This window comes from Carbonicoccus niuqiaonis, from assembly GCF_050157065.1.
Lineage (GTDB): Bacteria > Actinomycetota > Actinomycetes > Propionibacteriales > Propionibacteriaceae > Avipropionibacterium.
Genome location: NZ_CP189573.1, coordinates 4,006,450 through 4,019,023, shown reverse-complemented (window position 1 = coordinate 4,019,023; position 12,574 = coordinate 4,006,450). Strand labels below are relative to the sequence as shown.

Here is a 12,574-nt window from a genome sequence, read left to right as displayed (position 1 = left end):
GGCCCCGCCCCGTTCGCTCGTGCACCGCACGGTCAACCCAGCCGTTCGGTCGGTTGCGACGCGGTCCGTACGATCTGTGCGGCTCCACCGGTGAGCAGGCCGGGCGAGCTGCCGGTGACCACGCATCGGACCGCACCCGGCTGGAGGTGGGCCACCACACGGGCGTCGTCGAGGCCGTTGACCTGGCTCAGCACCGAACGGGCCGCGGCGACCCCGTCGCCCAGCGTGGCGTCGTAGCCGGCCGCCCGCTCCGCACAGGCGGCGGCTGCGGCCTGTGCGGTGTTGACCGCGTGGTGGTGGATCGCCACCTGGACGGTGATCAACACCACCGCCAGCAGCACGGGCAACAGGACGGCCACCTCCAAGGAGTTGGATCCCAGCTCGTTGCGCAGCCGGCGACGGCCTACTTGATCTTGGGCAGCCGTGCGTCGACGGCCGCCTTGATCGCCACCACGACCAGGGTGGCCACCACGATCACCGCACCGATGATGATCGCCATCTCGATCGAGTTGTTGCCCCGGCTGTCGCGTTGCCGCTGCGCGAGGTGGACGAACCACGCCTCGGTGTGGGCGTAGAGGGCGAGTGGGGACATGGGTGATCTCCTTGTTGGTAGGGACAACGTGGTCAGGAACAACATGGGTAGGTACGGCTGAACGTTCGGACGGGTCACGGTGACCAGGGCCGGGGATCGGTCGTGTCGTGATCATGAACTCACCAACCGGAGCAGGGCGGGCGCCCCGACGAAGATCAGGAAGCAGAACAGCAGCAGCCCGGTGGCCGCGACCTGTCGTTGGGAGGCCGCACCCTGGGCCTCCACGTCACGGGTGAGCCAGGTGTTGCGGATGTCTCCGGCACGGGCGGTGAGTTGCTCGGCCATCGGCGCACTCCTGGTCCCCGACAGCTCCATCACGTCGGCCAGCTCACGCAGGTCCGGCACCTCGATCGCGTCCGCCAGTTCCCGCAGCGCGGTCCACGGCGCCTTGCGTTCCAGCTGGGTCCGGCTCAGCTGTTGCCGGATCCGCCGGAACAGCGGCGCGTCGGCGATCGAGGCCGGCTCGATGATGCTGGCCGCGAGCGTCGCCCCCGACAGCCGTTCCAGCACCACCAGGTCGATGTAGGCGGTGATCGTCCGTGAGAACCGCTGTCGGGTCACCGTCGCCTGCTGCCGTACCTGCAGGTGCGGCACCAGCCACCCGACCACCGCGCCGACGAGTGCCAACAGTACGGGAGTGCTGAACGCCAACGGAGTGCCGAGGATCCACGCCCATGCTGCGACCACCGACGGCAGCGCCAACCCGGCCACCGCCCAACATCCCTTGGCCGCAAAGAATCTCGCCGGGGTCTGCTGCAACAGGTCGAGGTCCCGGTACGGGATCGCCAACCCCGGCAGCCCGCCGGCCCGGGCCAACAGCCACCCACCGAACCGGTCGACCCGGCCGGTCCGCTCCCCGGTCGGACGGACACCGGTCGTCGAATCGGAGGTCAACGCATCGGGGCGCCGGTGCAGCCGGGCCAGGGTGTCGGCCAGGTCGGGCGTGGTCGGCACGAATGCCGTCACCAGCACGACCAGGGCCGCGGTCACCCCGACCGCACACAGCACCGCCGCCACCATCCCACTACCCATCGGACCGCACCTCCCGCACGACCGGGTGCACCCGCGGGTGGTCGCGGACCAAGGTGATGCGGCGCAACAACCACAGTGACGCGATGAACCCGAGCACGGTGCCGGCGAGGATCAGCTGGCCCAGCTCGGTGTCGTAGGGCGCCAGGTACCCCGGGTTCAGCACCGCCAGGCCGAGCGCCATCGCCACGAAGATGATCACCAGGTAGCGTGCGGCGGCCCGGGTCGAGGCGCGTTCCGACTCGATCCGGCGGCGCGCCCGCACCTCGTCGGCGACCGCGACGGCCAACCCGTCCAGCACGACGGTCAGTCCGGCACCCCGTCGCCGTGCCGCCAGGATCAGCGCCGCCGCGACCACGTCCGCGGTCGGATCGGCCAGTTCGTCGGCGAACGCGGCCAGCGCCTTGTCGGTCGGCCACCGGGAGTTGATCCGAGCCACCAACATCCGTACCTCGGTGTGGATCGCGCGCGGCGCCGACGACAGCGACGCCTGCAACGTCGCCTCCAACGTGTTGTCCGAGCCGGACAGCAGCAGCGACCGCAACGATCGCACCCACTGGTCGACCGCGGCCGTCCGCGCGATCGCGGCTTCGTTCGGGTTGCCCAGCAACCATGGCACCACGATCGTCGCCAGTGGCACGACCAACAGCATCACCGGCAGCCCGGTCACCGCGAACACCACCAGCGTCAGCACCGCCGACCCGGCCAGCCACAGGTCACGTCGCCGACCCGCGGGCCCCGACGGTCGTCGCGTCAACGTCGCCCACCGCTCCGCCGGCCCGACCGTGGGTCGATCCCGGGCCGGCCGGCGCTGCAGCCCGAGCACCAGCAGCAGCACCCCGGCGGCGAAGCAGACGCCGACACTGGCGCCGAGCAGCCAGGTCACGGCCGCCACCCGGCCCGGGCCAGGCCGCGACGCAGCTCCGGCGACAACAACTCGTCCGCCAGCCGACCCGGCGCCCCACCGGGGCCCGCCTCGTACAGCGTCGCCAACGCCGGCAGCGAACTCGCCATCCCGTCACTCCGCTCGGCGAACCCGTGCACCTCGATCACCTCGTTCACGTAGCGCCGCAACCGGCCACCGGTCGATCGTTCGTCGATGGCGCCCAGGTGCACGATCAGGTGCAGGTTCACCGCGATCTGCCGGTAGGCGTCGGCCTGCGACATCACCCCGCCCAACGCTGCCGCGGTGACCAGCCGCTCGATCGTGGCCCGACTGTGCTGGGCGTGGATCGTCGACAGGCTGCCCGCGCCGGACTGCATGGCCTGGAACATCGCCGCAGCTTCTGCGTCCCTGACCTCGCCGACCACCACACGCGACAGGTTCTGCCGCAACGAGGCGGCGAGATGGCGCTGTACGGAGAACTCCCCGAGCGGTCGGCCGTCGGCCCCCGTACCCTCACCACTGCCCTCGCGGGCGACGAAGTTGATCACCCGTCCTCGCCCGGGAAGCTTGTGCAGGAAGAGCTCTGCGTCGGTCTCGATCACCCCGACGGCCTCGCCCGGATCCATCGCCATCGCCAGCGCCCGGACGAAGGTCGTCTTCCCCACGCCCTGGTTGCCGGAGACCACGATCGAACGATGGGCCCGTACGGCGGCGGCCAGGAAGCCCGCCAGCGCGTCCGGCATCATGCCGGCGCCCGCCAGCTCCGGCAGCGACAACCCGGTGAACTTGTGCTGTCTGATCACGATCGTCGGCCGGTCCACCACGTCGAAGGCGACCGCGTGCAGCCGGAAGCGGTCCTGCAGGTTGATCGTCATCTCCGGATGTGCCGGGGAGAACGGCTTCGGCGTCTTCGCGTACGTCGCGATGAAGGTCAACTGCTCGATCAACTCGGCGTCGGAATCGGCCACCGGGTCGGCCTGCTCCACCCGATCGGCATAGGTCAGGAACACGTGATCATGACCACGGATCTCGATGTTCTCCACGTCGGGGTCGTCGAGCAGCGGCTGCCACCGGCCGTACCCGAACACCGCCGAGTCGACCGCCCGGGTGTACGCGGCGACCTCGGCCCGTGCGACCTGATCAGCTGGCCGACCCGCCAGGATCGCCTCGTCGGAGTGCTCCCGGATGACGTCACCGATCATGGCCCGGCCCCGGGCGACGCGGGTCTCCTCGGCCACGTCCGGCCCGGCCGACGTCGCCAGTCGCTCCGCCAGCCGGTCCCGGATCCGGTAGACGAGCCGCCAGTCGACCTCCGTGTGAGCCGGCCGTTCCCGCAGCACGGTTCGGCCGCCGTCCCGCGCCACGCCCGCCGTGTCGTGGGGTACGTCGGCGCCCCCTCCGCCGACGGCCGGCCGGTCGCGGTCGAGGTAGAGCGCCGCCGGTTCGGTGCCGCCGACGCCGAGCCCGCTCACGACGCCACCTCGCGATGCACCCGCGCCCGCCGACCCTCGACCAGACTGCGCAACTGGCCACCGCCTTGTCGGTACGCCCGCGCCAGCGCACTGGTCGGGAAACGTCGGTCGACCGCACCGTCGGACAGCACCCGCGCCAGCCGGGCGTCCTCGGGCAGTCGCAGCACCAACGGCAGTTCGAGCGCGGTCGCCACCTCGTTCGGCGCGTAGTCGCGGGATCCGATGACCGCCAGGCCGACGGTGTCACCGGCGCCGGTCCGTTCCAGGTTCTCCCGCAGTGCCACGGCGACCGGCCGGGTCCGTACCGCCGAGGTCATCGTGCCGCGACACACCAGCAGTACGGCGTCGGCCGCCCGCACCAGCGGCACCGGTGAGGACGCCTGGGTGAGCCGCCCGACGTCCACCAGCACCGTGTAGCCCGCGTCGTCCAGCCGCAGCAACGCGTCGGCGATCGGGTCCCACCAGGGCTGCATCGCCGAGGCCTGCGCCGGATCGGGCAGCCCCAGCAGCACCCGCCGGTCGGCGGCGTCGTCGAGCACCCGGCACTGGTCGAGGATCGCCGCCCCGAGGTCGTGGTGGTCGGCCCCCAACGCCAGACTGAGCAGCCCCAGGCGGTGGTCGACGGTGCCGCGGAAGTAGCCGGACGCCAGCGTCGAGCCGGCCGGGTCGGCCTCCACCAGGACGGTCGGTCCCGGCCAGGTCAGCGCCAACCCGAGGGCGGTCGTGGTGCAGCCGGGCGCTCCGGCCGCCGTGGTCAGCGCGATCACCGGCACGACTCAGCGCTCCTTCGAGATGAGCACGATGCCCAACCGGTCGGCGGCGGCCAGCTGCTGCAACTCGATCGCCGCCGAGGCCGCGACCTCCACGTCCACCCGGCTGCCGGAGCCGTCGGCCAACGGGGTCACCGCGATCACCCGGCCCTCCACACCGGTCGCCGGGGTGGTGCTGGTGCCCGGTTCGCCCTCGGCGGCACCCGCCGCGGCGACGGGCACCAGCCACACCCGGGCGCCGGGAGCCATCCCCGCCACCGGGGCCGTACCGGGGGTGGTCAGCACGCCGACCACGGCATTCCCCTTGGCCGGCACCAGGACGTCGGCCACCGAGCCGGGCGGCAGCGTCGTGCCGGCCGGCAGGTCGGTCACCGCCCGCCTGCCGATGATCGACTCGAGGTCCGCGGCCGGCACGGTGTCCAGCGTGGACTGCTCGCTGATCTGCACCACCGTCAGGTCGTCCCGGCCGATCACCTCGCCGGCCGACACCGTCCGGGTCACCCCGACAACGCCATGGGTCGTGTCGAGCTGGGTGAAGGCCCAGGCGCCCGCCAGGGCCGAGACGGCGAGCAGCAGCACGGCCAGCAGGATGAGCATCGGGCGTCGACGGTTGCGCGCCGCCGCCGCGCCCGGGGTCGGGACGGAGATCGGTGCGGCAACCTCGGTGCCGGTTGGAACTGTCGTCGGTGACATGGTCTCTCGCGGTGCAGTGTTCGCGTACGGGGGATGTTCGGCCCGGCCCTTTTGGGGCGAGCGTCGAACAAGTTCACCACGGCAGGGGTCATCGTGTCCCGCGATCGGGCAAGATGCCTGTGGACATCGGCTCGTCCCGACCGGTGCCCTTCGTCCCTCGACCCGTGAGGAGTCGTGTGTCGGTGCCTCCTGCGGTGGTGCCCGTCGAGGTGTCCCCACCGGCGACTCGCCGGGCCTGGGGTCCGGCTGCGCTGGTGGCGGTGAGCACCCTGCGGGCTGCCGCGACCGATCCGCTCCACCGGCCGATCGCCTGGCTCGCCGGTCTGCTCGCGGTGGGGGCGGCCGGGTTCGGGCTGGTGCTGGCCCTGCTGGGCGGTCGGGCCGCGCCCTGGCTCTGGGCCCTGCTCGGCGGCGCCGCCGGGGTCGTGGTGATGGTGTTGCTGGTGGCGTTGGCCTCGGTCACCGTCGAAGTCCGCGGCTTCCACCGGGCAGTCCGGGTCTGGTGGCTTCACGACTCCCGCGGCCGCGCCGTGGCGCGGGCCCGGATGTTGCCCGACGGTGCCTGGCGACTCAACTCCGTGTGCGCCCAGCCTCCCGGTCGCGGGCTCGGCCGCGAGGTGATGACGGCGGTGATGACCGACGCGGTCGACGCCGGCGCGACACTCGTCCTCGCCCCCAGCACCGACCGGGTCGGCCGGTGGTACGAGGGCCTCGGCTTCATCCGTGGTGAGGCCGGCCTAATCTTGACCAATTCCAGAAAAGGTGATTGACTTCACCCATGACCACCGCCCAGACCGCACCGGGGCCGGAGCGCCTTCGCGAGGTCGGGCTGCGCGTCACCGCGCCCCGGTTGGCCGTGCTCGAAGCGGTCCGGGATCACCCCCACACCGACACCGACACGATCACCCGGGTCGTCCGGGACTCGCTCGGCAAGGTGTCGGTGCAGGCCGTCTACGACGTGCTGGGTGCCCTCACCGAGGCCGGACTGCTGCGCCGCATCAAGCCGGCCGGGCTGGTCGCCCGCTATGAGCTCCACGTGGGCGACAACCACCACCACCTGGTCTGCCGGGGGTGTGGTGCGATCGTCGACGTGGAGTGCGCCAAGGGGGAGCGGCCCTGCCTCCACCCCACTGATGATCATGGTTTCGTCGTCGACGAGGCCGAGGTCATCTACTGGGGGCACTGCGCGGCCTGCCGCCACGAGTTTGCACAGGGCCACCACGGTCCTGGACAAGATCAACACAGTCAGATTCCTGCCACCGAAGGAGAATCCCGATGACCAACGACCCGAACGCCCAGGACGACCAGCGGCTCACCACCGTTGCCGGCGCCCCGGTGCCCGACAACCAGAACTCGCTGACCGCGGGTCCACGCGGTCCGATGCTGCTGCAGGACGTCTGGTTCCTGGAGAAGCTGGCGCACTTCGACCGTGAGGTGATCCCGGAGCGCCGGATGCACGCCAAGGGCTCGGGCGCGTACGGCACCTTCACCGTCACCAATGACATCACGCAGTACACCTCGGCCAAGCTCTTCTCCGAGGTCGGCAAGAAGACCGAGATGTTCGCCCGGTTCTCCACCGTCGCCGGTGAGCGCGGTGCAGCCGACGCCGAGCGTGACATCCGCGGCTTCGCGCTGAAGTTCTACACCGAGGAGGGCAACTGGGACCTCGTCGGCAACAACACCCCGGTCTTCTTCTTCCGCGACCCGCTGAAGTTCCCCGACCTCAACCACGCCGTCAAGCGTGACCCGCGCACCAACCTGCGTGACGCCGAGAACAACTGGGACTTCTGGACCAACCTGCCCGAGGCGCTGCACCAGGTCACCATCGTGATGTCGGACCGCGGCATCCCCGCGTCCTACCGCCACATGCACGGGTTCGGCTCGCACACCTTCTCCTTGATCAACGCCCAGGGGGAGCGGTTCTGGGTGAAGTTCCACCACCGCACCCAGCAGGGCATCAAGAACCTCACCGACCAAGAGGCCGCGAAGTTGATCGGCGAGGACCGCGAGCACGCCCAGCGCGATCTGTTCGAGTCGATCGAGAACGGCGACTTCCCCAAATGGAAGCTGATGATCCAGGTGATGCCGGAGGCCGACGCCGAGAAGTACCGGTTCCACCCGTTCGACCTGACCAAGGTCTGGTCGAAGAAGGACTACCCGCTGATCGAGGTGGGCGAGTGGGAGCTCAACCGCAACGCGGAGAACTACTTCGCCGAGGTCGAGCAGGCCGCCTTCACCCCCGCCAACGTGGTGCCCGGCATCAGCTTCTCGCCGGACAAGATGCTGCAGGGCCGGCTCTTCTCGTACGGTGACGCGCAGCGCTACCGGCTGGGCGTCAACCACCACCAGATCCCGGTGAACACCCCCAAGGCGGCACCGCACGTCAACTCGTACCACCGTGACGGCGCGATGCGGATCCAGCAGAGCGGCATGCCGGGCATCGAGCCCAACTCGTACGGCCGCTGGGCCGAGCAGCCCGCCTACCGGGACCCGGTGCAGGCCGTGGGTGCCCAGGCCGACCGGTTCAACTTCCGGGAGGACGACGACAACTACTTCGAGCAGCCGGGCAACCTGTTCCGGCTGATGAGTGGTGAGCAGCAGCAGGTGCTGTTCGAGAACACCGCCCGCGCCATCGACGGGGCCTCGCAGGCCACCGTCGAGCGGCACATCCACAACTGCGCGCAGGCCGACCCCGCCTACGGCGAGGGTGTCCGCAAGGCCATCGAGGCGCTGCAGGCCGGCAACGTGTCCGACACCGACCCGAACCCGGACAACACTCCGGCCTGATCGCTCGGCCGGCGCCGCCGATCGGTCCGCCGAGCACGCCACGCGAACGCCCGGTCCCTCTCGTGGGGGCCGGGCGTTCGCGTCGTTCCCGGGGGTCGTGTCGTGAAGAAGGGCGCCACAGCGACACACGTGGACGTCAGCTCCACCTGTGTCACTGAGGCGCCCGTCTCCACGGGCCAACCGGGCCCAGGGTCGGGTCCGGACCCCGACATCGGGCCGGAGCGGGGAGAATGGGGCCATGCCTGAGATGCCGGAGGTCGAATCGCTTCGCCAGTTCCTGACGCAACGCTGCGTCGGCCACGCCATCGCGCAGGTCGACCTGGCTGCGATCTCGGCGCTGAAGACGTACGACCCGCCGTTCGCCGCACTGCAGGGGCTCGTCGTCGACGGGGTCCACCGGTACGGCAAGTTCCTCGCCCTCGACTGCGGCGGCCTGTGGCTGGTGTTCCACCTCGCGCGGGCCGGCTGGCTGCGTTGGCGTGAAGAGCTGCCGACCACCCCGCCCCGACCGGGGCGCGGACCGCTGGCGCTGCGCGTCACCCTCGACGATCGCTCCGGGTTCGAGTTGACCGAGGCCGGGACTCAGCGCAAGCTCGCGGTGCACGTGGTGACCGACCCGCAGCAGGTCGCCCACATCGCCACGCTGGGGCCCGACCCGCTCGACGACGACTTCACCCCCGAGGTGCTCGGGGCGATCCTGGCGAAGGCAGGGCGGGCCCAGCTCAAGGGGATCCTGCGCGACCAACGGTTGATCGCCGGCATCGGCAACGCCTACTCCGACGAGATCCTGCACACCGCCCGGCTCAGCCCCTATCAACCCGCCAACGCCCTGGCCGCCGAAGCCGTCGCAGACCTCCACGCCACCATGCGCGCCGAACTGACCGAGGCGATCCGGCGCGCGGAAGGCCTGGCCGCCAAGGACCTCAAGGGCGAGAAGAAGTCGGGGATGAAGGTGCACGGCCGCACGGGGCTGCCGTGTCCGGTCTGCGGTGACACCGTCCGCGAGGTCTCGTTCGCCGACTCCGCGATGCAGTACTGCCCGACCTGTCAGACGAAGGGCAAGCCGCTGGCCGACCGCCGGATGTCGCGGTTGCTCAAGTGACGTGTCGGGTCACCTGACGCCGGGCCCGCGTGGCACTGCGCTCACCTGAGACGCCGAAAAGGGCGGCCCCGCGGACGGGACCGCCCTTTCGGCGTTCAGGGCTGAGGAGCGCTCAGCGCCGCTGGATCAGCGGATCTCGTGTGGCGGGGCCGCGGCGCGGTTGCCCCACACCGAACGGTCCTCCTCCAGCCAGGTCTCGTCGAGCTGGCCGTCCTGCTCCTCCTCGCCGTCGCCGCTGCGCTGGCCGCGGCGATTGCCGGCCATCGGTGCGCCACCGGCACCGGTGCCACCACCGGCTCCGGCTCCGGCACCACCGCCGGGTCGCCCGCCGGGGCCGTCACCACCGGCGCCGGCACCCGGGCCGCCCATACCCGCACCAGCCCGGGCACCGGGCAGGCCACCGACGTTGCCGGCGTTGAGCATCGGACGACCGTCAGCACCGACCGAGAAGCTGGTGCCGGGCTTGCCCGCGTTGACGGCGCCGGGAGCGAGGCTGCCGAGGCCACCGGCCCCGGGCGTCGCGCCCACGTTGACCGCACCGGGACCGGCCGGTCCGGCGGTGCCACCAATGCCGCCGATGCCCGCACCGGCACCTGGTCCGGTGCCGACCGGGGTCACGCCCGCGGCGCCGGTACCGGTCTCGACGCCGCCGATCTGGCCGCCCTCACCGGGCCCGCCGACCTCGAAGTCGGGGCCACCGCCGCCGGTGCCGGGTCCACCGGTACCGGGCGGGCCGACCTCGAAGTCGGGGCCACCGCCGCCGGTGCCGGGTCCACCGGTACCGGGTGGGCAGACCTCGAAGTCGGGGCCACCGCCGCCGGTGCCGGGTCCACCGATGCCGGGCGGGCCGACCTCGAAGTCGGGACCCTCGTTGCCGCCCGTGCCGGGGCCACCGAAGTCCGGACCGGTGTTGCCACCGGTACCGCCGCCGTTGCCGCCGCCGCCGTCACCGGGCGTGTTCGGGTTGGGCACGTTGGTGCCGCCACCGCCACCGCCAGGGCCCTGCGGGCCGCCCGGGAAGCCGACACTGCCACCGGTCTCGCCGGGGTTCGTCGTGTTGGTCGTCCCGGCCCGCTGGACCTCCTGCGGCGCGTAGTTGCGCAGGGCCGCCTCCACGTCCACCACACCGCCGTACACGTTGGCGCGCGGGTTGGTGCCGATGTTGAGGCCCTCCATGGTGCGGTCGAAACGATCGACCACCGGGGACACGTTGGTGTTCGTCCGGCTGAAGACCGGGGAGCTCGGGTTGGCCGGGATCCCGTTCTGGACCGCCTCGAACTCCGGCTTCGGCACCTCACGGACCAGCGACTGCCGACCGTTCATGATCTCGTACGGAGAGTTGGACTTCGCCTTCTCGTACTCCTCGTCCTCACCGGTGACGAGCTCGTCGATCTTGCCGAACAGCGACTGGTCGACCTCCTTGCGGCGCACCTGCCAAGTGGTGTCGACGTCCCACGGGATGTTGTTGTTCGTGGCGAGGTTGTACGACTGCCCGACGGCCTCCTGGATGGCCTCGACGTCGCTGGCGTGGCTCACGTTCTGGTGGCCCTCGGGGGTGTAGCCGCCGGCGCGACGCGCGTACGCCCGGAGGTTGGCGATCAGGTCGTGGCGGATCACCTGGGCAAAGGTCTCGGCGCCGGACCCGGTCCAACCGCCCTCGGCGGTCAGGTCGGCCAGCTTCGCCTCGATCAGGTCGGCCATCGTGTGCGCCCGGTGGGCCGAGTCGCGCCAGTTGCGGCGCAGCGTCTCGAGATCGGTCCGGGAAGCTGAGCCGACGTACGCGTTCAGTTCGCGGTGTGTGCGCAGCGAGTAGGAGCTGCCCCCACCGCCGCCGCCATCATGCTGCATCATCATGTGCGTTCAGGTCCTCTCGGGGTCAGTTGTCGGACTGCTGGCTGGACTTCAGGTGGAGCGTCACCGCATCGCCGTTGGAGCTGTTGAGCTCCTCCAGGTCGGTGTAGACCTTCGACACGTGGGTCGTCCCGGTGGTCAGCTCGCCCATCCGGGTCACCAGCGTGTGGAGGTTGTCGAGCTCCCGGTCCAGGGTCGTCTCGTGCTTCCGGGCTGCGGCCGGCGACGCGTCGTACGCGCCGAACGCCTCCTTCGGCACGTTCTTGCTGGTCTTCACGGCAGTCTCGACCTTGGTCAGTTCCTCGTGCATCTCGTCGAGGAACTTGGCAAAGGCGCGGATCTCGCCGGGATCGACGGAGACGTTCGAGGTGACCGAGGGCGTTGAGCCGCCGCCGCCACCATCCTTCAACATTGCCACGGGTCTACTCCCTAGTGAGGTCGGATGATCAGGTGGGGCCGGGGGAGGCCCACACCACTGAGTATGACTACTCGGGGGGTCGCCGCGGTTCCGTGCTCGGACGGATCCGGGTGAACTTTTGGTACGCCGCCGGCCGGCGACCGAGCCGGCGACCAGGAACTGCGCGAACGGGATCAGCCGCGGACGCAATCAGAAGCGGGGCGGACGGGACCAGAAACGGGTGTGCCCCTCCCCCGGGTGGGGGGAAGGGGCACACCCGTGCGTTGCCTGATGTCAGGAGGTTCAGCTCCAGCTCGAGGTGATGTTGCGCTCGTTCGCGTCGTAGTTCTCGCTGATGGTGCTCAGCGTGGTGGTCATCTTCTGGATGACCTGAGCCATGTGGTTCGCCGCGGCATCCCACTTCTGCTTGGCGGCCTGGTAGGCCTCACGGGCGGCGCCGTCCCACTGGGCCAGCGACTGCTCGAGCTCGCCCTCCAGCTGGGTCAGCGTGGAGTCGGTGCCCTTGTGGGCGGTGTTCAGGTCGGAGATGCCCTGTTGCATCTGGCCGGCGTTGACGGCTGTGAAATCAGACATTCATTGCTCCTTGGAAGTCGAAGTGTGTGGGGTGGGGAGGGGGATCAGCCGTTGAGGGCGTTGAGGATGGCCTGCGTCGACTCTTCCTGCGAGGACTCGTTCTGCGAGTACTGCGACTGGCTGTCGGTGAGCTTGCCGTGGATGCCCTCGAGCTCCGACAACACGATCGCGAACTGGCCGTCGAACTCGGAGAAGGCACGCAGGAACGCGGTGGCCGCGTTGCCCTTCCAGGTCGCCATCAGGCCCTGGACGTTGGAGCCCAGGTCGCGCTGAATTCCGCTGATCGTGCCGAGAGCCTGGTCGATCTGGCCGGCGGCCTTGGCCATCTCCGCCCGGTCAACTTGTGAATTTCCAGCCATTGGTGTCCTCCGGTGGTGGTGTGTGGTCACTCCGCCGTCTTC

15 protein-coding genes are annotated in these 12,574 nt (G+C 70.6%); 4 read left to right on the top strand and 11 right to left on the bottom strand.

Features of this window, described 5'->3' with window-relative positions:
- Nucleotides 1–32: 32 nt before the first annotated feature.
- From ACQBAU_RS18285 to ACQBAU_RS18255, 7 genes are all read right to left on the bottom strand, one after another.
- Nucleotides 33–359, bottom strand: a complete 327-nt coding sequence (locus ACQBAU_RS18285; protein ID WP_465259520.1) for a TadE/TadG family type IV pilus assembly protein — start codon at nt 357–359, stop codon at nt 33–35.
- Between the two features lie 44 nt (nt 360–403).
- Entirely contained in the window at nt 404–592 is a 189-nt protein-coding gene (locus tag ACQBAU_RS18280) for a hypothetical protein (protein WP_465257091.1), read from the bottom strand.
- 111 nt (nt 593–703) lie between these two features.
- Complete coding sequence (locus ACQBAU_RS18275) at nt 704–1,624, bottom strand: hypothetical protein (RefSeq protein ID WP_434550816.1); 921 nt, start codon at nt 1,622–1,624, stop codon at nt 704–706.
- The gene (locus tag ACQBAU_RS18270; RefSeq protein ID WP_465257092.1) at nt 1,617–2,507 is read right to left on the bottom strand and encodes a type II secretion system F family protein; all 891 of its coding nucleotides are present in this window, start codon (nt 2,505–2,507) and stop codon (nt 1,617–1,619) included. Before ACQBAU_RS18270 ends, ACQBAU_RS18275 begins: the two co-directional genes overlap by 8 nt.
- Nucleotides 2,504–3,979 carry a CpaF family protein gene (locus tag ACQBAU_RS18265; protein WP_434550814.1) on the bottom strand — a complete coding sequence of 492 codons (1,476 nt, stop codon included), beginning with the start codon at nt 3,977–3,979 and terminating at the stop codon, nt 2,504–2,506. The genes ACQBAU_RS18270 and ACQBAU_RS18265 overlap by 4 nt, the downstream gene beginning before the upstream one ends.
- The gene (locus ACQBAU_RS18260; protein ID WP_465257093.1) at nt 3,976–4,752 is read right to left on the bottom strand and encodes a MinD/ParA family ATP-binding protein; all 777 of its coding nucleotides are present in this window, start codon (nt 4,750–4,752) and stop codon (nt 3,976–3,978) included. Before ACQBAU_RS18260 ends, ACQBAU_RS18265 begins: the two co-directional genes overlap by 4 nt.
- A gap of 3 nt (nt 4,753–4,755) precedes the next feature.
- A complete protein-coding gene (locus ACQBAU_RS18255) occupies nt 4,756–5,442 on the bottom strand; it encodes an SAF domain-containing protein (protein ID WP_434550812.1) in 687 nt (228 codons plus the stop codon).
- 176 nt (nt 5,443–5,618) lie between these two features.
- On the opposite strand from ACQBAU_RS18255, the gene ACQBAU_RS18250 reads away from it, so the two are divergent.
- From ACQBAU_RS18250 to ACQBAU_RS18235, 4 genes are all read left to right on the top strand, one after another.
- Nucleotides 5,619–6,212: a GNAT family N-acetyltransferase gene (locus tag ACQBAU_RS18250; protein WP_465257094.1), complete on the top strand. Its 594-nt coding sequence runs from the start codon at nt 5,619–5,621 to the stop codon at nt 6,210–6,212.
- An 8-nt stretch (nt 6,213–6,220) separates the two neighbouring features.
- On the top strand, nt 6,221–6,721 hold the full coding sequence (locus ACQBAU_RS18245) for a Fur family transcriptional regulator (protein WP_434550810.1): 501 nt from the start codon (nt 6,221–6,223) through the stop codon (nt 6,719–6,721).
- A complete protein-coding gene (locus ACQBAU_RS18240) occupies nt 6,718–8,229 on the top strand; it encodes a catalase (RefSeq protein WP_434550809.1) in 1,512 nt (503 codons plus the stop codon). Before ACQBAU_RS18245 ends, ACQBAU_RS18240 begins: the two co-directional genes overlap by 4 nt.
- Before the next feature lie 238 nt (nt 8,230–8,467).
- Nucleotides 8,468–9,331 carry an Fpg/Nei family DNA glycosylase gene (locus ACQBAU_RS18235; protein ID WP_465257095.1) on the top strand — a complete coding sequence of 288 codons (864 nt, stop codon included), beginning with the start codon at nt 8,468–8,470 and terminating at the stop codon, nt 9,329–9,331.
- Between the two features lie 126 nt (nt 9,332–9,457).
- Here the strand turns inward: ACQBAU_RS18235 and ACQBAU_RS18230 are convergent, their stop codons facing one another.
- From ACQBAU_RS18230 to ACQBAU_RS18215, 4 genes are all read right to left on the bottom strand, one after another.
- Nucleotides 9,458–11,185, bottom strand: a complete 1,728-nt coding sequence (locus tag ACQBAU_RS18230; RefSeq protein WP_465257096.1) for a hypothetical protein — start codon at nt 11,183–11,185, stop codon at nt 9,458–9,460.
- Nucleotides 11,186–11,207: 22 nt separating this feature from the next.
- Nucleotides 11,208–11,600 carry a hypothetical protein gene (locus ACQBAU_RS18225; protein WP_434550806.1) on the bottom strand — a complete coding sequence of 131 codons (393 nt, stop codon included), beginning with the start codon at nt 11,598–11,600 and terminating at the stop codon, nt 11,208–11,210.
- 282 nt (nt 11,601–11,882) lie between these two features.
- Nucleotides 11,883–12,173: a WXG100 family type VII secretion target gene (locus tag ACQBAU_RS18220; RefSeq protein ID WP_465257097.1), complete on the bottom strand. Its 291-nt coding sequence runs from the start codon at nt 12,171–12,173 to the stop codon at nt 11,883–11,885.
- A 44-nt stretch (nt 12,174–12,217) separates the two neighbouring features.
- A complete protein-coding gene (locus ACQBAU_RS18215) occupies nt 12,218–12,499 on the bottom strand; it encodes a WXG100 family type VII secretion target (RefSeq protein ID WP_465259419.1) in 282 nt (93 codons plus the stop codon).
- Nucleotides 12,500–12,574 lie beyond the last annotated feature (75 nt).